This window comes from Pseudonocardia ailaonensis, from assembly GCF_039531635.1.
In the GTDB taxonomy this organism is placed as follows: domain Bacteria; phylum Actinomycetota; class Actinomycetes; order Mycobacteriales; family Pseudonocardiaceae; genus Pseudonocardia; species Pseudonocardia ailaonensis.
Map to the genome: position 1 here is coordinate 74,800 of NZ_BAAAQK010000012.1, position 23,174 is coordinate 97,973.

The 23,174-nt window shown below is 75.3% G+C and carries 21 protein-coding genes; 10 read left to right on the plus strand and 11 right to left on the minus strand.

Going from position 1 to position 23,174, the window contains the following annotated elements; genetic code table 11:
- The first annotated feature begins 10 nt into the window (after positions 1-10).
- The 6 genes from ABD324_RS19055 to ABD324_RS19080 all read left to right on the plus strand — a co-directional run bounded on the left by ABD324_RS19055 (position 11) and on the right by ABD324_RS19080 (position 5,951).
- Positions 11-442 (plus strand): PaaI family thioesterase, encoded by a 432-nt coding sequence (locus tag ABD324_RS19055; protein ID WP_344418574.1) that lies wholly within the window; start codon positions 11-13, stop codon positions 440-442.
- Between the two features lie 2 nt (positions 443-444).
- On the plus strand, positions 445-1,275 hold the full coding sequence (locus ABD324_RS19060; RefSeq protein WP_344418577.1) for an alpha/beta fold hydrolase: 831 nt from the start codon (positions 445-447) through the stop codon (positions 1,273-1,275).
- A gap of 91 nt (positions 1,276-1,366) precedes the next feature.
- Positions 1,367-2,452 carry a hypothetical protein gene (locus ABD324_RS19065; protein WP_344418580.1) on the plus strand — a complete coding sequence of 362 codons (1,086 nt, stop codon included), beginning with the start codon at positions 1,367-1,369 and terminating at the stop codon, positions 2,450-2,452.
- Complete coding sequence (locus ABD324_RS19070; protein ID WP_344418583.1) at positions 2,449-4,032, plus strand: substrate-binding domain-containing protein; 1,584 nt, start codon at positions 2,449-2,451, stop codon at positions 4,030-4,032. Before ABD324_RS19065 ends, ABD324_RS19070 begins: the two co-directional genes overlap by 4 nt.
- Positions 4,025-4,603: a hypothetical protein gene (locus tag ABD324_RS19075; RefSeq protein ID WP_344418586.1), complete on the plus strand. Its 579-nt coding sequence runs from the start codon at positions 4,025-4,027 to the stop codon at positions 4,601-4,603. The genes ABD324_RS19070 and ABD324_RS19075 overlap by 8 nt, the downstream gene beginning before the upstream one ends.
- A 118-nt stretch (positions 4,604-4,721) precedes the next feature.
- Complete coding sequence (locus ABD324_RS19080) at positions 4,722-5,951, plus strand: cytochrome P450 (RefSeq protein ID WP_344418589.1); 1,230 nt, start codon at positions 4,722-4,724, stop codon at positions 5,949-5,951.
- Positions 5,952-5,969: 18 nt separating this feature from the next.
- On the opposite strand, the gene ABD324_RS19085 is transcribed toward ABD324_RS19080, so the two are convergent.
- Together ABD324_RS19085 and idi are read right to left on the minus strand one after the other, a co-directional pair.
- Entirely contained in the window at positions 5,970-7,154 is a 1,185-nt protein-coding gene (locus ABD324_RS19085; RefSeq protein ID WP_344418592.1) for an MFS transporter, read from the minus strand.
- A gap of 177 nt (positions 7,155-7,331) precedes the next feature.
- Entirely contained in the window at positions 7,332-7,937 is a 606-nt protein-coding gene (gene idi, locus ABD324_RS19090; protein ID WP_344418595.1) for an isopentenyl-diphosphate Delta-isomerase, read from the minus strand.
- Between the two features lie 432 nt (positions 7,938-8,369).
- Between idi and ABD324_RS19095 the strand changes: the two genes are divergently transcribed.
- The 3 genes from ABD324_RS19095 (at position 8,370) to ABD324_RS19105 (ending at position 10,658) form a co-directional block, all read left to right on the plus strand.
- Positions 8,370-9,119, plus strand: coding sequence for a GAF and ANTAR domain-containing protein (locus ABD324_RS19095; protein WP_344418598.1), 750 nt, complete (start codon positions 8,370-8,372; stop codon positions 9,117-9,119).
- Between the two features lie 5 nt (positions 9,120-9,124).
- A complete protein-coding gene (locus tag ABD324_RS19100) occupies positions 9,125-9,907 on the plus strand; it encodes a GAF and ANTAR domain-containing protein (protein WP_344419398.1) in 783 nt (260 codons plus the stop codon).
- 196 nt (positions 9,908-10,103) lie between these two features.
- The gene (locus ABD324_RS19105; protein WP_344418601.1) at positions 10,104-10,658 is read left to right on the plus strand and encodes a DUF5994 family protein; all 555 of its coding nucleotides are present in this window, start codon (positions 10,104-10,106) and stop codon (positions 10,656-10,658) included.
- Here the strand turns inward: ABD324_RS19105 and ABD324_RS19110 are convergent.
- The 9 genes from ABD324_RS19110 to ABD324_RS19150 form a co-directional block, all read right to left on the minus strand.
- Positions 10,610-10,885, minus strand: coding sequence for a hypothetical protein (locus ABD324_RS19110; RefSeq protein WP_344418603.1), 276 nt, complete (start codon positions 10,883-10,885; stop codon positions 10,610-10,612). The genes ABD324_RS19105 and ABD324_RS19110 overlap by 49 nt on opposite strands.
- Before the next feature lie 203 nt (positions 10,886-11,088).
- A complete protein-coding gene (locus tag ABD324_RS19115) occupies positions 11,089-14,253 on the minus strand; it encodes an ATP-binding protein (protein ID WP_344418605.1) in 3,165 nt (1,054 codons plus the stop codon).
- Positions 14,254-14,311: 58 nt separating this feature from the next.
- Complete coding sequence (locus ABD324_RS19120) at positions 14,312-14,476, minus strand: hypothetical protein (RefSeq protein WP_344418608.1); 165 nt, start codon at positions 14,474-14,476, stop codon at positions 14,312-14,314.
- A gap of 109 nt (positions 14,477-14,585) precedes the next feature.
- Positions 14,586-15,605, minus strand: coding sequence for a sensor domain-containing diguanylate cyclase (locus tag ABD324_RS19125; protein WP_344418611.1), 1,020 nt, complete (start codon positions 15,603-15,605; stop codon positions 14,586-14,588).
- Positions 15,606-15,656: 51 nt separating this feature from the next.
- On the minus strand, positions 15,657-18,140 hold the full coding sequence (locus ABD324_RS19130) for an HAD-IC family P-type ATPase (RefSeq protein ID WP_344418614.1): 2,484 nt from the start codon (positions 18,138-18,140) through the stop codon (positions 15,657-15,659).
- Positions 18,141-18,210: 70 nt separating this feature from the next.
- On the minus strand, positions 18,211-19,377 hold the full coding sequence (locus ABD324_RS19135) for a phosphodiester glycosidase family protein (protein WP_344418617.1): 1,167 nt from the start codon (positions 19,375-19,377) through the stop codon (positions 18,211-18,213).
- A 47-nt stretch (positions 19,378-19,424) separates the two neighbouring features.
- A complete protein-coding gene (locus ABD324_RS19140; RefSeq protein WP_344418620.1) occupies positions 19,425-20,723 on the minus strand; it encodes a sensor histidine kinase in 1,299 nt (432 codons plus the stop codon).
- Positions 20,724-20,748: 25 nt separating this feature from the next.
- A complete protein-coding gene (locus tag ABD324_RS19145) occupies positions 20,749-21,630 on the minus strand; it encodes a DMT family transporter (protein WP_344418623.1) in 882 nt (293 codons plus the stop codon).
- A gap of 79 nt (positions 21,631-21,709) precedes the next feature.
- Positions 21,710-22,399 carry a response regulator transcription factor gene (locus ABD324_RS19150; RefSeq protein WP_344418626.1) on the minus strand — a complete coding sequence of 230 codons (690 nt, stop codon included), beginning with the start codon at positions 22,397-22,399 and terminating at the stop codon, positions 21,710-21,712.
- Between the two features lie 120 nt (positions 22,400-22,519).
- On the opposite strand from ABD324_RS19150, the gene ABD324_RS19155 reads away from it, so the two are divergent.
- Positions 22,520-23,161, plus strand: a complete 642-nt coding sequence (locus tag ABD324_RS19155) for a DedA family protein (RefSeq protein ID WP_344418629.1) — start codon at positions 22,520-22,522, stop codon at positions 23,159-23,161.
- Positions 23,162-23,174 lie beyond the last annotated feature (13 nt).

Sequence of the window (23,174 nt, forward strand, 5' to 3'; positions counted from 1 at the left end):
AGGAGACAGCATGGACGCCCCCAACCCCGACTATGCGAACGCCGTCACCGCCGCGGTGCTCGCCCTGCCCGCCGCCGCGCACCTCGGGTTCACCTTCGGGTCGCTGGGGCCGGGCTCCGTCGGGCTCGACCTCGAGGTCCGCCCCGAGCACACCCAGCACGACGGCCACGTCGCCGGCAGCGTGCTCGGCGCGCTCGCCGACTACGCGGGCGGCTCGGCCGCCGGCACCCTGCTCCCGGCCGGCTGGACGAACCTGACCACCGACTACACCGTCAAGATCGTCGCCCCGGCGAGGGGAGAGCGGCTGGTCGCCCGCGGCCGCGTGGTCCACGCCGGCCGGTCCACCACGGTCGCGGCGGTGGACGTCCACGTCGTGTCCGGCGCCGCCGAGGTCCTGTGCGCCACCGCGCTGGTCACGATGCGCAACCTGAAGGTGGGCTAGCCGTGCCGTACCTGGAGACGGGCGGTGCCCGGATCGCCTACACCGACACCGGGACGCCGACCGGGCGCCCGGACGCACCGACGGTCGTCTTCGGGCACGGCCTGCTGTTCGGCGGCTGGATGTTCCGCCACCAGGTCCGGACGCTGCGGGGAAGCCACCGCTGCGTGACCCTCGACTGGCGGGGGCAGGGGGCCAGCCCGGCCGCCGGGCCGTCCGACATGGACACCCTGGCCCTCGACGCCGCGGCCGTCGTCGAGGCCCTCGGCAGCGGGCCCGTGCACTGGGTGGGCCTGTCCATGGGCGGGTTCGTCGGCCTGCGCCTCGCGGCGCGCCGGGCCGAGCTGCTGCGCTCGCTCACGCTGCTCGGCACGAGCGCCGATGCCGAGGAGCCCGCCGCGGCCCGGCAGTACGGCCGGCTCGGTGCGGTGCAACGGCTCGTCGGGGTGCGGCCGATCGCGAGCCGGATCACGCCGCTGCTCTTCGGGAGCGACGCCGACCCGGCCCTGGTCCGGGAGTGGCTGGTCCGCCTCGACACCGCCGACCGGGCGGGGATCCGGGCGGCGGTGCGGGGTGTGGCGGAGCGTGCGTCGGTGGCCGGCGAGCTGAGTGCGATCGGTGTCCCGACCCTGATCGCGACGGGCGACCAGGACCGCGCCACCCCGCCGGACCGGGCCCGCGCGATCCACGCCGGGATCCCGGGCTCCCGCCTCGCGGTGCTCGAGGGCTGCGGCCACACCAGCGCGCTCGAGCGGCCCGCCGAGGTCACGCGGCTGCTGCACGCCTTCCTCCACGAGGTCGACCGAACCTCCTGCGTGCGGGGGACGGTGCCCTAGGGGGACTGCTCACGGAAGAAGAGGGGACCGGGACGCCTGATCGCCGGGTTCCGTTCGCCCGCCGGCCATCCACGGCCCGGAGGATCACTCCATGGTGGTCCGGGAACGCAGGCGCTCCGGGAGACGGGTCCTCGGCATCCTGCTGGCGCTCGTGCTCGCGGGGCTGCTGGCCGTCGTCCTCACCCGGGAGATCGGCGGGAGATCCGCGACGGTGACCGTCAGCGGCGTCGTCGGCTCCGAGAAGCTGCCGTTCTTCGCCGATCCCGACGTGAAGAAGGTGTTCGCGGACAACGGGATCGAGCTGAAGATCGATCCGGCCGGGTCGCGGCGGATCGCGACGACCGTGGACCTCGCGGCGTACGACTTCGCCTTCCCGTCCAGCGCCCCGGCGGCCGACAAGCTGCTCGCCGCGCATCCCGCGGTCCGCACCTACGCACCCTTCTCGTCCCCCATGGCCGTCGCCACGTTCCGGCCGATCGCGGACCTGCTGACCGCCGCCGGTGTGGTGCGGGGGAACACCTTCGACGTCCGCCGCTACCTGGAGCTGACCCGGGCCGGGACCCGCTGGGACCAGCTGCCGGGCAACACCGCGTTCCCGGCGCGCCGGAACGTGCTGCTCTCGACCACCGAACCCTGCCAGTCCAACTCCGCGGCCATGTACCTCGGGATCGCCTCCTACGCGGCCAACGGCGACGCGGTCGTCGCGGACCCGGCGGCGGGCGCCGCGGTGCTGCCCACCGTCGGCGGGCTGTTCCGCGACCAGGGCTACCTGCCGTCGTCGAGCGAGGTGCTGTTCGAGGACTACCTCGCGGCCGGCATGGGGCGGGTGCCGATGGCGATGGTCTACGAGGCCCAGTACCTCGCCGAGGAGCTGGCGCCGCGGCCCGCGCTGCAACCGGGCACCGTGCTGCTCTACCCGAGCCCGACGGTGTTCTCCCGGCACACCCTCGTGCCGCTCACACCCCGGGGGGACCGGATCGGCGAGCTGCTCACCACGAACCCGGAGCTGGTGCGGCTCGCCGCCGCGCACGGCTTCCGGACCCAGGACCCGCGGCAGCTCGCCGACATCGTCGCGGCCCGGGGCCTGCCCCCGTTGCCGCAGCTCGTGGACGTGGTGGAGCCGCCCACCTACGACACCCTGGAGGGTCTGTTGCGAGGGCTGGGGTGTCCGGCGTGAGGCGGATCGTCCTGCTGCTGGCCCTGGCGTTGCTCGCCGCCGGGTGCACCTCGGCGCCGGAGGGGACGACGCTGCGGGTCCTCGCCGGCAGCGAGCTCGCCGACATGGTCCCGATCCTCGAGGAGGCCGCGCGGGCAACCGGTGTGCGCGTGCAGCTCGACCAGGTCGGCACCCTCGACGGCGCCGAGCAGGTCACCTCGGGTGCCGCCGCGGCCACCCACGACGCGGTCTGGTTCTCCTCGAACCGCTACCTCGCGCTGCAGCCCGGCGCGCAGGCACGGATCGGTACCGCGACCGAGATCATGTCCTCGCCGGTGGTGCTGGGCCTGCGCCGCTCGGTCGCCCAGCGACTCGGGTGGGTCGGCAGGCCGGTGACCTGGGCGGAGATCGCGGCCGCGGCCGGGCGCACGGAGTTCACGTACGGGATGACGGACCCGTCGGCGTCGAACTCCGGGTTCTCGACGGTCGTCGCGGTGTCCACCGCGCTCGCCGGGACCGGTGCCGCGCTGACCACCGCGCAGGCCGCCTCGACCGCCCCGGCCCTGCGGGACTACTTCTCCGCGCAGGTGCTCTCGGCCGGCTCCTCGGGCTGGTTGCAGGACGCGTTCGTGCGCCGCACCACCGGCGCCGATCCGGGACCGCACGTCGACGGCCTGATGAACTACGAGTCGGTCCTGGTGGCGCTCAACGCCTCCGGGCGGCTGCCGGAGCCGCTGGAGATCATCTCTCCGGCCGACGGCGTGGTCACCGCCGAGTACCCGTTCACGGTGCTGGCGGGGGCGTCGGAGCAGGTGCGGGACGCGGTCCGCCGGCTCACCGACCACCTCCGCACCCCGGACGTCCAGCGCGCGATCGCGGAGCGGACCTCGCGGCGGCCCGCGGTGCCGGGTGTGCCGCAGACGCTGGGGCCCGCCCCGGTGGAGCTGCCCTTCCCGGCGCGCGCCGAGGTCGTCGACACCCTGCTGACCAGCTGGTTCGACAAGGTGCGCCGGCCCTCGCGGACGATCTACGTCCTCGACGTGTCCGGGTCGATGGGGGAGCAGGACCGGATCGGCCGGCTGCGCGCCTCGCTCACCGGGCTGACCGGCGGCGATCCCGGGTCCGCCTCGAGGTACCGGCGGTTCCGCGGGCGGGAGGAGGTCACGTTGCTGCCCTTCAGCGACCGGCCCGGCACCCCGGACACGGTGACCGTGCCGCAGGACGATCCCTCGCCCGGCCTGACGCGCATCGCCGCCGACGCGGCGGGCCTGCGACCGGGCGGGCAGACCGCCATCTACGACGCCCTCGACTCCGCCTACGCCGTGGCGGCGCGGCAGATCACCGCCGATCCCGACCGCTTCACCTCGATCGTCCTGATGACCGACGGCGCCAACAACACCGGCCGCGACCTGGCCGACTTCACCGCGGGGCAGGGGGCGCGGGCACCGGCCCTGAAGGCCGTCCCGATCTTCCCGATCCTGTTCGCGGACAGCGACACCGGCGAGATGGAGCAGCTCGCCACGCTGACCGGCGGCCGCACCTTCGACGCCCGGAGGCTACCGCTCGACCAGGTGTTCCAGGAGATCCGCGGCTATGTCTGACGGCGGCCTGCGGGGCTATCCGACCTCGCGGAAGAACCTGGTCGGGCTGGCGGGGGCGGCGGTCGGGCTCGGGCTCAACCTCGGCGGCGTGATCGGGGACGTCTGGCCCGCCGCGGCCGTCGGGCTCTACGCGATCGGGGCGCTGGTGACGCCGCCGGACCGGCCGGAACCCGGCTCGCTCACCGACGAGCTCCGGCGCGACGCGGACGGGCTGCTCGAGCTGGTGCAGCGCCGGACGCTCCCGCCCGGCGCCGGTGCCGCCGTCTCGCGGATCGTGCTCTGCGCGCGGACCGTGCTGGACCGGCTCGACGAGACCGCCGACGATCCGGCGGACCGGGCCGCGGCGCCCGAGCGCCTCGCCACCGTCGCGGAGATCCTGCGGGTGGACCTGCCCAGCTGTCTCGACGCGTACCTGGCCCGGCCGGACGCGCGGGCGGCGGCGGAGCTCGCCACCCAGCTGGACCTCGTGGCCCCGGTGGCGGACCGGCTCGCCGCCGCCGTCCCCGAGGCGTCGGTGCAGCGGGCCGAGGAGCTGACCCAGGAGCTGCGCCGGCGCTACCCGCCGATGTGACCAGGCACGATCCGCTGCTCCGATGACGCATGTCCGAACGCCCATCGCCACACGGCGCGGGCGCCCCGGCTGGTGGACTTCGGACGGCCGATCTGTCTTCGCCGAACGGAGGGCCCCGATGCGGCTCGCTGCCCAGACCCTGCCCGCCACCGACGCCCACGCGCTCCTGGCCGAGTACTTCGGCCCGGACGCCCGGGTGGACCCCTATCCCGTCCTCGCGCGGATCCGGGAGGCGTCCCCGCTGGTCCTGGAGGGCGGCGACCTGGTCGTCGTCGCCCGCTACGACCACTGTCGCCAGATCCTGCGCGACCCGTCGACCAGCAACGACCCCCGGAACACCCGCATCGGCGCGGCGATCCCGCCCCGCCAGGAGTCGCTGCTCTTCCTGGACCCGCCGACGCACACCCGCGTCCGGCGGCTCGTGTCCAAGGCCTTCACCCCGCGGGTGGTGGCCCGGCTCGAGGACCGCATCCTGACGATCGTCGACGGCATGGTCGACGCGATCGGGGAGCGCGACGAGTTCGACCTCGTGGCCGACTTCGCGGTGCCCCTGCCGATGCAGATCATCTGTGAGCTGCTGGGGATCCCGCTCGACGAGTACCGGGACTTCGAGCACGTCGCCCACGTCTTCGGGCGGGTCCTCGACTTCGACCACATCATGCCCAACCCGACGATCGCCGACTCGGAGGCGGCGCGCCGCACGCTGATCGACTACCTGCGCGGCCTGCTGGTGCGCCATCGCGCCGCCCCCGACGGGAGCCTGCTGTCGCAGCTGGTCGCGGTCGAGGACGGGGGCGACACGCTGTCCGAGGCCGAGCTCCTGGCGACGTCCGCGCTGCTCATGGGAGCCGGGTTCGACACCACGGTCAACCTGATCTCGAGCACGCTGCACTCCCTGCTCCTGGATCCTGCGGCGCTGCGCCGGCTGCGCGCCGAGCCGGACCTCGTCCCGGCCGTCGTCGAGGAGGGGCTGCGGCACGAGGCCCCGGTCCAGTTCGTGCTGCGCTCGGTGCGGCAGCCGACGACCGTCGGCGGGGTGGAGCTCTCCCCGGGCACCGCGGTCCTGGTGATCTTCGCCGCCGCGAACCGCGACCCGGAGCGCTTCGCCGAGCCCGAGCTGTTCGACCTCGACCGTGGGCCGTCGGACCACGTCGCCTTCTCGGCGGGCATCCACTTCTGCCTCGGGGCGGCGTTGGGCCGCAAGGAGGCGATCGTCGCGGTGCGCGAGTTCGCCAGGCGGGTGCAGGACCCGGAGATCCTGCCGCACACCCCGCGCTTCCGGGAGAACGTCAACCTGCGGGGTCGTGACGTGCTGCCGGTCCGGCACGCGGGGATCCTCCCGGCCTGAGCCGGGCCCCGGGTGGGCTCAGCGCCGAGCCCACTCCGAGAGCACGTGCACGGCCAGCGCGGCCGCCCCGCACGCGGCGGCGGCGATCCACAGTGCGCCCGCGCCGGCTCCCGCCAGGACCGCGCCCCCGGTCGCCGCGCCGGCGGCGATGCCGACGTAGACCGCGGACGAGTTCAGCGAGATCACGAGCGGCGCCTCTGCCGGCAGCAGGCCGACCAGCTTGTGCTGCTGGGCGGGCAGGAACGCCCACCCGGTGATCCCCCAGACCAGGCAGAACGCCAGGGCGCCCGGCACCGTCGACGCGGTGAGCGGGGACAGACCGAAGTTGACGGTCATCAGCGCGAGCGAGAGGGACAGCGTGCGCGGGGCGCCCCACCGGTCGGCGAGGCTGCCGCCGAGCCACGTGCCCGCCACCCCGCCCAGCCCGAACGCGGCGACCAGCAGGCTCAACCAGCGCGTCCCGATCGCGGGATCGGACCCGAACAGCGGCGCGAGGTAGGTGTAGAGCGAGTACCCGCCCGTCATCCCGACGACGGTGACGACGAGCGAGGACAGCAGTACCGGTGTCCGCAGGGGCGCGAGGCGCCTGCGGAGCGGCAGGGGATCGGCGGTGCCGGCGGCCGGCCCGCGCAGGGCCAGGCCGAGCACGGCGAGCCCCGCCAGCACCGCGACCAGCACGAACGTGCCGCGCCAGGTGAGCTGCTGCTCGACGACGATTCCCAGCGGCGCGCCCACCACAGTGCCCGCCGACTGCCCGCCGATCACCACGGCGAGCGCGCGCCCCCGGAATGCCGGCGGTGCGAGCCGCGAGGCCGCCCCGGCCGCCGCGGGCAGGTAGAGCCCGGCGGCGAGTGCACAGAGGACCCGCGACCCGTCGAGCATCCAGATCGATCCCGACGCCGCGGAGAGCACGTTGAACAGGGCGAAGAGCGCCATGGACGCCACGAGCACGCGGCGCAGGCGGACCCCGGACGTGAGACCGGTGAGCAGGGGGGACCCGACGGCGTAGGCGATCGCGTACACCGTGACGGACTGGCCGGCGACCGCGACGGAGACGTCGAGGTCGCGTGCGATCCCGCCGAGGATCCCGGCGACCACGAACCCGTCCGTGCCGATCGCGAAGCCGCCGAGGCTCAGGACCAGCAGCGACGGCCACGGCATGCGGGCGCTCACGAGGCCGGAGGGCGGTGCGGCGGTACTCATGCGCCCCAGCGTGATCCGCGCTCGCCGGGCGCATTCGTCGAGCCGATGAAGGGCGAATGAAATCCTTTCCGGAGCCATTCCCGGTGATCGCATTCCGCAATCGGGCAATGGTGATCGGGCAATGGTGGTCGGCAATGGTGGTCGGGCAATGGGGATGGGGCGCGGACCGCGGCCGGTTCAGAGGAACGCGGCTCCCAGGCTGAGCTCGACCTGCCCCGACGCGGCGAGGAGGGGGATCTGGAGCCGGCACCAGGGGGACAGGGCGGAGCCCGGCGCCGACGCCTCGGCCTGCAGGTCCTGCCAGGACCACCACTGCCACGACTCGACCTCGTCGGGGCGGGCCAGCGGGACGTCCTCGATCCGGCAGAGCAGGACGGGGCACAGCTCGTTCTCCTCGACGCCGGCGGCCGAGGCCCGGTAGGAGAAGTCGGGCAGGACCACACGCAGGTCGACCGGGGGCACGCCGAGCTCGTACCGGAGCCGACGGCGGACGGCGTCCTGAAGGGACTCACCGGGGGCCGGATGCCCGGAGCAGGTGTTGGTCCGGGCCAGCGGGAAGGCCCGCCGCCGGCGTGAGCGCTGCGTGACCAGGACCCGCCCGGCAGGGTCGAAGGCGTAGCAGGAGAAGCCGAGGTGTCGCGGGGTGACCGGGCCGAGCACGGCGTCCTCGTCCGCGACCCCGCAGGGCCGGCCCTGCGGGTCGACCAGCACCACCTGGGAGGTACGGGGTTCGCGACAGCGCGGGCCGGGCCGGGCCGCGAACAGCGCGACGGGTTCGGACATGGCGGTCCCCTAGCCGTGGGCGGAGGCACGCCGGGGTCCGGGGCGTGAGGAGCGGATCGTCGCTCGAGCAGGAACGCTAGGCCCGCGGGTGGTGAGGCTTCAACCCCCGTTCCGGGGAGGAGAGGCCTCGGCAACCGTCGCCCCGGACCCTCGGCGAGCGGAGTGATTCCGACGTGTCGGGGGTCGACTCGGCAGACATCCGCAGGCTTCCCGCACCCGTCACCGGGGCCCGGGCCCGGCCGATGCGGGGATCGTGCCGCGCCGTGCGCGACGCCACCTCCGATGTGACCGGCCTGCCGCGACCCGGGCGAACCGCTAGGGTCCTGCCCACACGTCGGTGTTCGGCCCGGTCCTCGTCGCGCGCCCCTACGCCGGAGGGCAGGAGATCGGTGAGCCGCACTGCATCGGCCTGTCGGGCCGAAGAGCGCCGGCGTGGCTGAGCGCGGCGCGGTCACCGGGCTGCTGACGGGTCTGGCGGTGGCCGACCTCGACGAGGAGGACCTCGCCCGCACCGTGTGCGAGGCCTGCGTCGACGGGCTCGACGTCGACGGCGCGGCCCTGTCGGTGATGACCGCGGAGACCTCCCGGCGGACGCTGTGGGCGACGGACGAGACGGCCATGACCCTGGAGGAGATCCAGGTCACCCTGAACGAGGGCGTCTGCATCGACGCGGCCACCAGCGGATTCCCGGTTCTCGTCGGTGACGTCACGGAGCCCGTCGAACAGATGCGGTGGCCGGTGTTCGCGGTCGAGGTGGCCGAGCGGACGGCCGTGCGGGCCCTGTTCGCGCTGCCGCTGCGGTGGGGCGCGGTGACGATCGGGGTGATGGACCTGTACCGGTTGCGAGCGGGTGCGCTCCCCGCGGGGCAGTGGCAGGATCTGCTGGCGGCGACCGAGATCGCGGGGATCCTCATGCTCGGGGTGAGGACCCGGCCGGGAGGTCCGGGCGGAGGTCTCGCCGGGGGAGGGGACCCCGAGGACGACGGGCTGCTGGGCGGGGGCCTGTTCGGCCGCCCGGAGATCCATCAGGCGGCCGGGATGGTGCTGGTGCAGCTGCAGATCGGGCCGGAGGAGGCGCTGGCCCGGATGCGGGCCAGGGCGTTCGCCGAACGGCGGCTGTTGATCGACGTGGCGCGGGACGTGGTCGAGCGGCGGCTGGTGTTCACCGAGGAGACGAGGTAGTGGCGATGCAGGAGGGATCACCGGAGCCCGCGGCGTCCGACGCCGGACGGCGGGAACGGCAGGTCGCGGGGGCGTTCGTCGAGCTCGCCGACACCCTCGTCGACGACTACGACATGATCGACCTGCTGGACCGCCTCGTCGGGCACAGCCTGCGGCTGCTCGGTGCGGACGCCGCGGCGATCATGCTGGTCGACGCCGGTGGCGGGCTGCGCACGGTCGCGGCGTCGAGCGAGGACGCCGAGCTGATGGAGCTGTTGCAGCTGCAGGCCGGCGAGGGGCCGTGCGTGGACTGCGTCCGGACCGCCACCGCCGTCACGGTCACGGACCTGTCGGACACCGACCGGTGGCCGCGGTTCGTCGCGGCGGCCTCCGCGCGGGGCACCTTCCGGTCGGTGCACGCCCTGCCGCTGCGCCTGCGGGGGGAGGCGATGGGGGCGATGAACCTGTTGCACCACACACCCGGGCCCCTCCCCCCGGAGGACCTGGCGCTGGGGCAGGCCCTGGCGGACGTCGCGACCATCGGCATCCTCGCGGAGCGGGCGGTGCGCCGGGGTGAGGTCGTCACCGAGCAGCTGCAGAACGCGCTGAACAGCCGGGTCGTGATCGAGCAGGCGAAGGGTGTGGTCGCCCAGCACAGCGGCGTGGCGATGGAGGAGGCCTTCGAGCAGCTGCGCCGCTACTCCCGCCGGAGCAACCGGCGGCTGGCGGAGGTGGCCGGGGACGTGGTGACCCGCCGGCTCGATCCGCGGGTACTGGCGGCGCAGGACCGCGCCACCGACCACGGCTGAGCCCCGGCGGGGCCTGCGGCGCCCGACGGGCGCCGTCGAGGGGCATCCTGACGGGCGGCTCGTTCCTGCCCCACGTGCGGCCGCGCGGTGTAGCGTCGGCTCGTCGGGAGCATGCCGCGCCCGGGCGATCGAGCCCGGGTCGTTGTCGACGAACGCCGGGGCCGGACCTCGTGTTCGGGGAATCGGGAACACCGACATGACACTGGCACCCGCTGCGCGCTCGTTCCCGGTACCGGACGCCGTCGTCGAGGATCGGCCGGACCTGCCGCGGGTGCGGCTGCGGGGCGGGCCGGCGACCGGAATGATCGACGGCGCGTGGTGGCCCCGGACCTCTGGGCTGGCGAGCGAGATCCCGACGCTGATGGGCGCTCTCGCCCCGGCGGTGGGCACCGTGACCAGGGTGGGTTTCCACCGGGCGGACTGGAGCGAGGCCGACCGGAGCCGGTCGGCCGTCGGCCCGGTCGAGGTGGACGGGGCCGGCGCGGCCCGGCACACGGTGCGGGTGCGCGGCTCGCACGGCAGCCGGACCCTCCTGGTCCTGCCGCTGTGGACCGGTGAGATGAGGGCGGCGGAGATCCTCGCGGCGGTGCTCGTCCACGGGACCCGGCTGGGGGTGCCCGAGCTGTTGCATCCGTCCGGGCCGACGACCTGGGCGACGACGTCGGGTGAGGTCGAGAGGCACTCCGGCGGTCGGGGCGAGGATCAGGCGCAATGGGCCGCCGCGATCGTCCGGAGCACCCAGGCCCAGTAGCGGGCCGCGGCCGACGACCGTCCTTCGTAGAGGGCGTTGCTGGCTGCCCGGCGGTAGGCGTCCACGGCGCCGAACTGCGTCGTCGAGGGCAGGGCGAGCCGCAGGAGGCCGCGGCGTTCGATGCCGGCGGCGAGCGGACCGCACAGGATGCGCGGCTCGAGCCAGGTCAGCAGCTGTTCGGTGCGGGCGTGTTCGCCGGCGAAGCGGGAGTGCTCGGCGGTGGTCACAGGATCCTCCGGATCTCGGCGGTGCTGTCACGGCGGCGAGCGAGGGCCCGCGTTCGTGTGCCGTGCCGAAACCGTGCCGCCACCCGCTTGTCGGTCCCTTGTCGTTCGGCGGCGTCGTTCGGCGGCGTCGTTCGGCGGCGTCGTTCGGCGGCGTCGTTCGGCGGCGACGCGGCGCGAGCCCGGGGCCGACACGGCGCCGAGGCTCAGCCGGGCCCGAGGCGGGACAGGGCCTCCAGCTGCCGCTCGAACAGGGCCGCCCCCTGCGCGCGGGCGACGGCGAGCCCGCGGACGATCTCGGCGTCGACCTCGGCGACCGGGGCCCCGGCGGCGCGCAGCGCCTGGGCGCGGAGGCGGTGCAGCGCGGCGTCGTAGCCGTGCGCCCCCGAGTCCGTGGCCTCGTCGAGCCCCTGCGCGACGGCCGCGAGGGCGTCGTCGTGACGTCCCGCCCGGAGCAGGATCTCGGCGTAGAAGCCGAGGAAGTACGGCCGCCAGACCATCCGGCCCGGCGCCCCGATCAACGCCATGGCCTCGTCCGCGAGGGCGGCGCCGCGCTCGATGTCGTCGGCCGCGCTCGCCCACGCCGTCGGCATCGCCATGTACATCCGCATCATGTGCATCTCCCGCGCCTGGATGTTCCGGTCGACGACGTCCGCGGCCGCGCGCGCCGCCGGGCCGTCGCCGCGCCAGACCTGCCGGAACAGGCCCATGCCGTCGGCGTAGCTCTGGGCGATCGGGTCGCCGAGGTCGCGGGCGCGGGAGTTGGCCAGCCGGAACAGCTCCTCGTCGCGCCCGGGATCGCCCATGATCAGTTCGCACACGCCCTGGTAGAGCGGGCCACCGACGCGGGGATCGGGTGTGAACACCAGCTCGGGGACGGTCACGCCGTCGTAGCACGACTCCATCGCGGCGAACGCGTCACGCGCCTCGCGGTACCGGCCCTCCTGCAGGAGGTTGTACCCGGTGGTCATGTGCCCCGCGAGCCGCAGCAGGTCGTCGTCGCGCTCCTCGGCCAGCGAGACGATCGTCGCGCTGATCCCGGCGGCGGCCCTGATGTCGTTGCGGCCGTGCAGGTCGCCCCACCAGGCGTACAGCGTGGTGACGAGGTCCCGGGACGGCGCCTCGGGATCGAACTCGACCGGCCCGTCCGCCCACAGCCCGTAGGGCGACTGGGTGCCGTCGAACAGCATGTGGAACGACCGCAGCCGGTAGGTGGCGGCGGCACGCAGGGCGGCGCCGCGGCCACCCGGCACCCTGCTCGCGGCGTCGAGGGCCTGGTGCAGCAGCTCGCTGCACTCGGTGTAGCTGCGTCGCTCCAGCGCCTCGTCGTTGGCCAGCAGGGAGAACTCCGCGGCGCGCTCCCAGTCGCCCGCTTCGGCGAGGTGGTAGGCGATCCAGCGGGCGGGCGCCGGGCCGCGGGCCCGCCCGTCGCGCCGGGCCACGAGCATCTCGGCGGTGCGCCGGTGCAGCCGCCTCCGCCGGGAGGGGCCGGTCTCGTCGATCAGCGTCTCCTGGAGCAAGGCGTGGGTGAAGCGGTGCAGGTCGGCGGTGCCGGGTTCGGAGCGCAGCAGGCCGAGGACCGTCGCGCGGTCCACGGCGTCGTCGACGGCGTCCTCGTCGATGCCGGTGACGGCTGCCAGCAGGTCGATGTCGAAGGTGCGGCCGACCACGGCCGCGGCGCGGAGCACGGCCTGGTCGTCCTCGGACAGCCGTTGCACCCGGCGGCGGATGACGCCGCGGACGCTGTCCGGCACGCCGTCGGCCATCCCGGATCCGGTGGTGAGCACCAGCCGCACGATCTCCCCGATGTAGAAGGGGTTCCCGCCGGTGCGGGCGTGCAGTGCCGCAGCGGTGGGCTCGTCGACGTCGTCGCCCACCCGGTCCCGGACGAGCGCGCGGACGTCGGCGGCGGAGATCGGCGGCAGGTCGATGCGCCGGACGCGGGTGAGGCGGGCCAGCGCGGCCAGGACCTCGAGATCGGGATGGTCGCCCTCCGTGCCCGGGGAGCGCACGGTGACCACGACCGTGACGCGACTGTCGCGCAGGTGCGTCGCGACGTACTCGGCGAGGCGGCGCGACGCCGGATCGGCCCACTGCAGGTCGTCGACCACCAGCACGACCGGCCGGTCCGTGGCCACGGCCGCCAAGAAGGTGACGACGGCGTCGAACAGGTACACCTCCGCCTCGTCGACGGACGCCGCGGGATCGGCGGACGCACCGGGTGCCGGCGACGCGGCCGGGGCGCCGCGCACCAGCTCGGGCACCAGGGTGCCGACCGGAGCCGCCCGCCCGGTCAGTGCCGCGGCGAGGACGTCCGCGGGCAGGCGGGTGCCGAGCTCGCGCAGGACCTGGACCCACGGCCACAGCACGGGCGCCCCCTCGTGCTGCCAGCAGCGTCCCCACGCCACCGGCACGCCCGTGGCCCGCGCCCGGCCGGCCAGCTCCTCGACCAGCCGGCTCTTGCCGATCCCCGCCTCGCCGACGACGGCGACGAACTCCGTGCCGCCCGCCGCGGACCCGTCCACCGCCGCCTGCAGCAGCGCCAGCTCGGCATCGCGGCCGATCAACCGCTCGCCGCCGGCCGGGGCGAGCTCCTGCACCGGGGCCGCGCGGACGGGATCGGGGGCGGGCACGAGGTCGAGGGCCGGGTCCTGGCGCAGCATCCGGGCGTGCAGCTGCTGGGTGGCGGCGTCCGGGTCCGCGCCGAGCTCCTCGGCGAGCAGCGCGCGGCCCTCGGCGTAGACCTGCAGCGCCTCGGCCGAGCGGCCGGCGCGGTAGAGCGCGAGCATGAGCGCGGCGCGCAGCGGTTCGCGCAGCGGCTCCGCCGTGACGAGCGGTCGCAGGGTGCGGAGCACCTCGTCGGGCCGGCCGAGTGCGAGGTCGAGATCGGCGGCGAGGGCGTGGGCGGTGAGCCGCAGGTCGTGCAGCCGGGCCGCCTCGACCGCGGTGAACGCGGCGCGGAAGTCGGCGTAGGCCTCGCCGCGCCAGAGGCCGAGGGCCTCGCCGACGAGCGCCCGGGCACCCGCGGGGTCCCCGTCGTCGCGACGGCGGATGGCGCGGCCGAGCAGCGACTCGAAGCGCTTCGCGTCGACGTCGTCGTCCGGCACGTCGAGCGCGTAGCCGCGCGGGCTGGTGGTGACGGTCGCCGAGCTCAGCGTCGCCCGCAGCCGCGAGATGTAGGTCTGCAGTGTGCCGGTCGCGGACTCCGGCGGACGGCCGTCCCACACCCGGTCGAGCAGGGTCTCGAGCGGCACGACGCGGCCGACGTCCACCAGCAGCGCGGCCAGCACCAGCCGGCGACGGGCCGGGCCCGGCTCGACCAGGCGCTCGCCGTCCCACACCTCGGTCGGGCCGAGGACGTCGAACCTCACGCGCTCCTCCTCGCCGGTGCACCCTGCCCGGACCGGACGAAAGTACCGCCCGTCCGGATCACCCGGGTGTCCGCGGCGGGACCTCCTCGTCGCCGTCGGTGGGTGTCGGGGCGGACCCGGGGTCGGTGGCGGTGCCCATCGCGATGGCGATGCGCCGGGCCGCGGTGAGCCCGGTGAGCTCTGTCGGTTCCGCCGGTTCGGTACGGGGGTCGGATGCGTCCACCGGGCTCTCCTCGGGTCGGGCGGACGGCACCTGACCGACCGCTGCCGCCACGGTGGCGGGTCGCCCTTGCGCGTCGCTTGTCGCCCGCTTGTCCGGCGGCGTGGCCTGCTCAGCCAGGTACGGCGGGCAGGCCCCGGCGCCGGCGCTTCTGGGCGTACATCGCCTCGTCCGCGGCCTTCCACGCGCCCGGGAAGCCCGCGACGATGCTGTAGGGGGCGTGTCCGAAGGAGCCGGAGACCCCGGCCGCGACGAGGGCGGCCTCGGCCCGCCGGACCAGCTCGGCGGCCTCGTCGGGGGTCGCGCCGACGGCGATGATGCCGAACTCGTCGCCGCCGAGGCGGGCCAGCACGTCGCCGTCGCGCACGACGGCGGCGAGCGCGAGGGCGGCGGAGCGGATGTAGCGGTCGCCGGCGTCGTGGCCGAGCCCGTCGTTGACGGTCTTGAGGTTGTCCAGGTCCAGGATCACCACGCTCGCGGTGTCGCCGAAGCGGCGGAACCGCTCCTCCTCGTGCTCGACGAAACGGTCCCAGCCACGCCGGTTGAGCAGGCCCGTCAGCGCGTCGACCTCCGCCTCGCGCAGCGCGGCCTCCAGCTCACGTGCCATGCGGGTGGTGCGGAGGTCGGAGTCGAGCACGGCCGACAGCAGGCTGGAGAGGAGGTCGAGCAGGGGGAGGAGCTCGTGCAGGGACTCGGGCTGGGGGCTCGGGTCGTAGCCGCAGACAGTGCCGAAGAGCAGCCCGTCCTGGACCACGATGGGCGTGCCGACGTACGCGCGCACCGCGACCTGCGCGCCCGCGGCCACCGCCGCGTAGCGGGGGACGGCCTCGACGTCGGGAGCGATGCGCGGGGTCTGGCCGGCGGCCATGGTGCGGCACATGGTCTCGTCGAACGGGACGGCGGCCCCGGCCGGTATCCCGTAGCCGTCCCCGCGCAGGGTGAGGAACAGCTGCCGGTTGTCGACGATGCGGGTGACGGCCCAGACGCCCATCGGGGCGACCGTCCGCAGGTGGTCGAGGACGAGCTCGCAGGCCACGCCGAAGCTGCGGGTGGGCAGCAGCGGCGCCGCCACGCGGGGCCCGACCGCGAGGTGCGCCCCTGGCGGGCCGCCCGGCGGGCGGGGGCTCGACATCGCCGGACTCTAGCCCGACGCCGTGCGGGCCCGTGCCGCGCGCTGCCCCGGTCAGGGGCGCGGGCCGAGCACCCGGTCCAGCAGGCGGAGCCGGAAGGCCACGGTGAGCAGCACGAACCACAGCACGACCCCGGGGAGCACGACCTGGAAGACGGGAGCGGCCGGCCCCGTGAGCCCGAAGTAGGTGGACAGGGCGGGGACGAACAGCACGGCCGCGAAGACCACCAGCAGCCCGGCGACCAGCAGCGTCGGCCGGCGGTCGGGCGTCGGCGCGGTCCAGGCCGCGAAGAGCCGGGTGGGCGGGAACAGGAACAGGATCAGCAGGAACGACGCCAGGCAGACGAAGGTCGACAGCCCGGTCTGGGCGCCGATGGCGGCCGAGGCGGTGGCGAAGTCGGTGTCGGTCGAGCTCAGCCCGGTGTAGCTCTCGAACTCGGTGAGCACCTGCGCCGGGGTGCGGCCGCTGGTGAAGCCGGTGAGCACGCGTTCGTAGAGCCAGGCGTAGACGGCGGTCCCGACCCCGCCGGTGATCACGGCGGTCGGGATGACGAAGCGGGCCAGGTTGCCCAGCAGCTGCTCGTCGATCGCCGCGGGCCGGGCCCACCAGGTGAGGAACAGCGTCGGGATGCCGACGGTGAGCAGGGTCAGGCCCACCTGGGTGGGGGAGTAGGGGAAGCCCAGGCCGAGCATCGTGACGGCGAGGATCACCACGCCCTGGGTGGCCACCCGGGCGAGGAACACGTACATCGACACCGCGATGCCGTTGATGATGCGCCGGCCCTGCTCGCGGGCCGGCGGCAGCGCGGAGAAGGAGTCGTCGACGAGGACGATGTCGGCGACGTCGCGGGTCACCGCGCTGCCGCTGCGCATGGCCACCCCGATGTGGGCGCCCTTGAGCGCCCGGGCGTCGTTCACGCCGTCGCCGATCATGGCGACGTAACGGCCCTGCCGGCGCAGCGAGGCGACGATCCGCTCCTTCTGCTCCGGGGCGACCCGGCCGAACACCGAGGTTCGGGCGACGAGGCGGTCGAGCGCGGCGTCGTCGAGGGCGTCGAGGGTGGGCCCGGCGACGGGATCGCCCACGTCGAGCCCGGTCCGAGCGACGAGCGCGGCGACGGTCCGCGGGTCGTCGCCGGAGAGCACCTTGAGCGCCACCCCGTCGCCGCGCAGCCGCTCGACGGTGCCCACGACCTCGGGCCGCAGCTCGTCGGCGAGAGCGACCAGCCCCACCGGCTCCAGCGGGGGCAGGGCGGGATCGCCGGCCGCGTCCCGGAGCCCGGACCGCCCCCGGGCGAGCAGCAGGACCCGCAGGCCCTGCCCCGCCCGCTCGGCCACCAGCTCGGCGGGCACGGGGACGGTCAGCCGCGGGGCCAGGGCGTCGGGGGCGCCGAGCACCCAGGTCCCGTCGCCGGTGACGATCCCGGACCAGCGCAGCGACGAGCTGAAGGGCACCTCGTCGCGCACCTCCCAGGCGGCACCGTCACCGGCCAGTGCGGCGGTGGTGAGGTTCGGGGTGGCGACGCTGCGGGCGAAGGCGCCGAGCGTGTCCGTGACGGTCTCGACGTCCCGGTTCCCGCCGAGCGGGACGACCTCGGCGAGGGTGAGCCGTCCCGTCGTGAGCGTCCCGGTCTTGTCCGTGCAGACGACGTCGACGTTGCTCACCGACTCGACGGCGTTGACCTGCTGGACGAGGGCGCCGCGCCCGGCGATCGCGGCCGCGCCCACGGTGTAGGCCACGGCGATGAGGAAGAACAGCCCGTAGGGGACGAGGCCCGAGAGCACCGCGGTGATCTGGACGACCCGCAGCAGGCTGAAGCCCTCGAGCAGCGCCTGGGCGACGATCGCGCCGCTCATCAGCACGGTCAGGGCCATGACCAGGCGCACGACGAACTCGATGCGGCGCTGCAGCGGCGTCCGGTCCGTGGTGGCGCGGCGGGCGTCGGCGGTGAGCCGCCCGGCGTAGCTGTCCCGGCCCACGTCGCGGGCGACCTGGTGCCCGCCCCCGCCGACGCAGACGCTGCCGGAGCGCAGGTCGTCGCCCGGTTCCTTGACCACGGGATCGGACTCGCCGGTCAGCAGCGACTCGTCGGCCTCGAGCCGGCCGTCCCGCAGCGGTCCGTCGACCACGATCTGGTCCCCCGGGCGGACCCGCAGCAGGTCGCCGCGCACGACGTCGCCGGGGGTGAGCTCGCCCTCCAGGCCGTCGCGGACCACGCACACCGGGGCCCGGTCGAGCAGCTGCAGCTGGTCGAGCTTGCGCTTGGCCCGGATCTCCTGCGCGGCGCTGATCAGCGCGTTGATCAGGCCGAGCCCCACGCTGATCAGGGCGTCGCTGTAGCGGCCCAGCGCCAGCAGGGCGATGCCGATCACGAACAGGATGCTGTTGAAGAACGAGAAGACGTTGGTGCGCAGGATCGTCGTGTAGCCGCGCGAGGACCCGGACACCGCCGTGTTCCCCTCGCCCCGCGCGCGCCGGGCCTGCGCCTCGGCCGTCGTCAGGCCGGTGACGACCGGGTCGTCCGTCCGAACTTCCACCGCGGACTCCACCTTCGTCGTCGGGCGTGTGCATTCTGTCCGATCCGCGGTCGATCGGACAGCGCGGTGCTCACCGGGCGGTGATCGCGAAGAAGTCGCGCTGGTCGGGCACGAGGTAGCGGTCGGCGGGCCCGGGCATGGTGGGCAGCAGGAGGGTGCCCGCGGGCGGGCCGCCGGCGGGGTGGGCGTAGGAGAACAGGTCGACCATGCCGCCGTGGATGTCGAGCTCCATCGCGGTGACCGCGCCGGCCGCGGACAGGGCGTCGGCGAGGGTCCGCAGGGTGAGCTGGTCACCGCCGACGTAGACGAGGTTGCCCGCGGCGTCGGTGCCGACGCCGGAGCGCCAGGTGTACTGGAGCTGGTTCTTGGCGGACCCGAACCTGTTGTCCGCGTTGACGTCCAGCCCCGGCACCGGTCGCCCGCCGTCGATGACCAGCGCGAGGTTCTGGCGCACCGCGGCGACGCCCGGCCCGGGGCCGACGTCGCGGCCCCACTCGCCGATGGTGACCCGCCCGCCGGTGTCGATGACGAGCGACGCGGCGCCGGTGCGCAGCGCGTCGCTCGTGCGGCCGTCGGCGAGGAAGCCGCCCTGGGCATCGGCCATCTTCCAGCCGGAGTTGAAGGTCGCCACCAGGTTCGGTCGCAGGGCGGGCGGCACCTGGCCACCCTCGGGCCAGCCCAGCCCGGACGGTTCCTTCGTGCCGGGGACGAGGTGCGCCGCGACCAGGTTCTGGTCGAACCGGGCGACGCCCGCCACGACGCTGGGGTAGCCCGGGTCCGGGCGGACGAACGTGGTGTACAGCCCGCTCGGGTGCCCGGAGACGGGCGGCCCGGCCTGCCACAGACCCTCCCCGGGCAGCGTCCGCGCCCCCGCGAGGGGAGCGAGCGGGGCCGGGGCCGACGCCGAGGGCACGGCCGGTGCCGCGGGCAGCGAGGCGGGCGCGGGCGGCGCCGTGGAGGGCGTCCGGAGCCGGTAGACGACGTTCTCGACGAGGTTGACGAGCGGTCCGCCGCCGCTCGCCCGGACCCAGTCGACCGTCCGCGCGAGGAAGGACGCGTTGCCGGGGTAGGTCAGGGCCCGCCCGTAGGAGATCCCGGCCGGGATCAGCCCGACGACCAGCAGGCAGACGACGAGCCGGCGGACGGTGCGTCGTCGGGTCCCCGGGGAGTGGCGGGAGGGGTGATGCGGAGGGTCGGGCAGGGAGTCGGTCGGGGACCCGGGCGGGTGGATCGTCATGGTCCCGACGCTAGGAACCGGCCGGTGCGGGGCCGCCCAGCCGCGGGTTAGAGCTCGGGAAAGTCGAGCGGGAAGGTCACGTGTTCGCGGAGCAGCAGGGTGAAGGTGGGCGGTGCGGCGCGGGTGAGCGCCAGCCGTCCGCCTTCCGCCTCGGCGAGGCTGCGCGCGAGGGCGAGGCCGATGCCGTGCCCGTCCGCGTGGGGCGCGCGGCGGGTGAACAGGTCCGCGACGGGCACGGTGACGCCGCCGCCCTCGTCGGTGACGTCCACGGCGACCGCACCCGCGACATCGCGGACCGCCACGGTCACCGTGCCCGCCCCGTGCCGGACCGCGTTGTCGAGGAGCACGGCGAGGACCTGCCGGACGGCCGCGGGCGAGCCGGACGCCATGGGGGCGTTGGCGTCCGGCACGATCCGGAGGTCGCGCCCGGCGGGGGCGAGGATCGGGGACCACTGGCGCTCGAGCTCGTCGAGCAGGACGGGGAGCTCGAGCGGCGCCCGCACGGTCTCGGCGTCCCGGGCCAGGGCGAGGAGGTCCTCGATCGTCCGCTGCAGCCCGTCGGCGGCCGCGACCGCGGCGCTCATGGCCGCGCGGGGATCGGTGCGGGTGTCCTCCAACGCCGACTCCAGGCTCAACCGCAGCCCCGCGAGCGGGGTGCGGAGCTGGTGGGAGGCATCGGCGGTGAACGCCCGCTCCCGGGCGAGGAGGTCGCCGAGCCGCTCGGCGGTGGTGTCGAGGTCGGCGCCCACCGAGTCGATCTCGGCGATCCCGACCCGGGGGGAGCGCGCCGTGAAGTCGCCGTCGCCCAGGCGTCGCGCGGCCCCGGAGAGCTGCTCGAGCGGGCCCGCGAGCCGCCCGGCCTGGCGGCGGGCGACGAACCAGACGGCGCCCAGCGCGGCGGCGGCGAGGACGAGCATCGCCGCCCAGACGAGCCCGATCTTCGCGTAGGTCTCGGTGGGGGAGACGTGAACCCGGACCGCGCCGGCCCGGGCGTCGTCCCCGGACACCGGCACGGCGACGACGCCGTGGTCCTCGGTGTCCCGGTCGTCGGCGAGCGCGCGGGTCACCGCCCGGTCCGCGGTGTCCGGACCCGTGCCCAGCAGCCGGGTGCCGTCCCGGCCGTAGAGCGCCACCTCGGTGATGCCCCGCGGGGCCGGGAGCGCGGGGGCGTCCCCCCTCGCCAGGTCCGCGGTGACGCTCAGGGCGGCGACGTCGGCGATCTGCACGAGCTCGCCCTGCTCGTCGTTCCGCACGTAGGCGACGACGACGCCCGCGAGCGGGAGCCCGAACAGCGCGATCGCGAGCGCCGCCGCGGCCAGCGTCAGGAGGATGATGCGTCTGCGCACGGCCCGATCGTCCTCTGCCGGGTTCCTAGCGGCCCACGGCGTCCGGCACCCGCCCGGGCGGCGCTGTGCCGCCGGGCGCCAGCAGCGCTGTGCGGCCCGGCGCGGTGGGCGCGCGGTGCGGTGCGAGCCGGAACACCCCGGCGACGACCATGGCCACACCGGCGGCGCCGATCCCGAGCCGGGGGAGCGACGTCGTGAGCGGTTCGCCGAGCACGAGGACCCCGATCGCCCCGGCCGTCAGCGGGTCGACCAGGGTCAGCGTGGCCAGCGGGGCGCCGAGCCCGCCGTCGCGGTAGGCGTGCTGCGCCAGGACCATCCCGGCGACCGCCGCGACGAGCCCCACCCCGATCGCCGCGGGACCGGCCTGGCCGAGCCACGCGAGCTTCGCGGTCCCGGAGGTCAGGCCGAAGCACAGCGCGGCGGCGACCGCATGGAGCGCGGCGCCCGACCGCCGTCGGGCGGCCGCGAGGGCGAGCGCGGCCGCCGCGACCGCGATCAGGGGTGCGAGGGTCCAGTACCCGAGGAGCGGGACGCCCTCCTGCCCCGAGGCGCCCACCGCCACGAGCGCGCTCGGGAGACCGACGACGACCAGGGCCGCGCCCGCCCGTCCCGACCGGCCGACCGGCACCCCCCGCCGCGCCCCGAGGACCAGGGCGAACACGAGTGCGGCGATCCCCAGGGGCTGGACCAGCACCAGGGCTCCCAGGCCGAGGGCGGCCAGGTGCAGCGCGGCCCCGCACAGGGTCGCGGCCTGCGCCGCCCACCAGGCCCTCGTGCGCACGAGCCGCCCGACCAGGGCGAGGCCACCCGCGTGGTGGCGGGACGCCTCCCGCTGCTGCACGACCGCGGCCACGGCGTAGCTCACCGCGGAGGCGAGGGCGAGCAGGACGGCCAGGAGGATCTGCACCCCGCCGACGCTACGAACCGCCGGGTTCGGGCCCGGCCCCCACACGGTTAGCCCCGGGCAAAATCCCGTGGGGCCACGATCAGCCGGGCGGGTCCAGCCGGTAGCCGTGCCCCCGCAGTGTGACGATCGCCGGCAGGCTGGCGCCCGCCCCGGCCTCGGCGAGCCGGCGCCGGAGCGCGGCGATGTGGACGTCGAGCGTCTTCGTGGACCCGAACCAGTGCTCGTCCCACACCTCGGACATCAGGGTCTCGCGGCGCACGGCGGCACCCGGCTCGGCGGCGAGCCGCACGAGCAGCTCGTACTCCTTGGCGCGCAACGTCACCTCGCTCCCCGAGACGGTCACCCGGCGGCTCGCGGTGTCCAGGGCCAGGTCGCCGAGGACGATCGGGCCGTCCGCCGGGGCGGCCGTCCCGCGCCGGAGGTGGGCGCGGATGCGGGCGTGCAGCTCGGCGAGGCGCACCGGTTTGGTGAGGTAGTCGTCGGCACCCGCCTCGAGGCCGATGATCACGTCCATCTCCTCGTCGCGGGCGGTCAGCATGACCACCACGGCGTCCGGCTGGGTGGTGCGCAGCTCGCGACACACGGCCACCCCGTCGAGGTCGGGGAGCCCGAGGTCGAGCAGCACCAGGTCGAGCGGTCCGCGGGCGGCCGTCTCGAGCGCCCCGCGGCCCGTCGGCTGCCAGGTGATCTCGTGGCCGTGCGCGGCCAGGCTGGCCGAGAGCGCCCGGCCGATCGTGTCGTCGTCCTCCACCAGGAGCAGCCGGGCCATGGGCGCGAGGGTACGGCCCCGGAGACGTTCCCCGGCAGATTTTGCCGAGTCCTCACCTTCGTCTGGCCGTCCCGAAGCACCGGTGTTCCTAGCGTCGTCCCCGTACCCCCGAGGAGCGCGATGACCACCGCACTTGCCCTGAACCCGTTGAGCGCCACCGACCTGCTGTCGTCCTTCGGGACGATCGGGATCCTGGTGGTGCTGTTCGCCGAGACCGGCCTGCTGATCGGCTTCTTCCTGCCCGGCGACTCGCTGCTGTTCACCGCCGGGCTGCTGTGCGCCACCGGCGCGGGCAGCCTGCACCTGAGCCTGCCGTGGGTCCTGCTGGCCGCCGCGGCCGGCGCCCTGATCGGCGCCCAGGTGGGCTTCGTGATCGGGCGCCGCGCCGGCCGGGCACTGGAGGACCGGGCCGGGCGGCCCAAGATCGCCGCCGGCATGCGCCGCGCCGAAGAGCTCTTCACCCGCTACGGCCCGGCCAAGGCCATCGTGCTCGCCCGGTTCATCCCCGTGGTGCGCACCGTGCTCAACCCGGTCGCCGGAGCGCTCCACACCCCCACCCGGACCTTCACCCTCTGGCAGGTCGCCGGCGGTCTGCTGTGGACGGTCGGGCTCGTCCTGGCCGGATACGCGCTGGGCGCCTTCGTCCCCGGCGTCGACCAGTACCTGCTGCCGGTCATCGCGCTCGTCGTGGTGGTCTCGCTGGTCCCGCTCGGCCTGGAGCTCCTCCGCGAGCGGCGGCGGCGTACCGAACCCACCCCCTGACCCTCCCGAACCG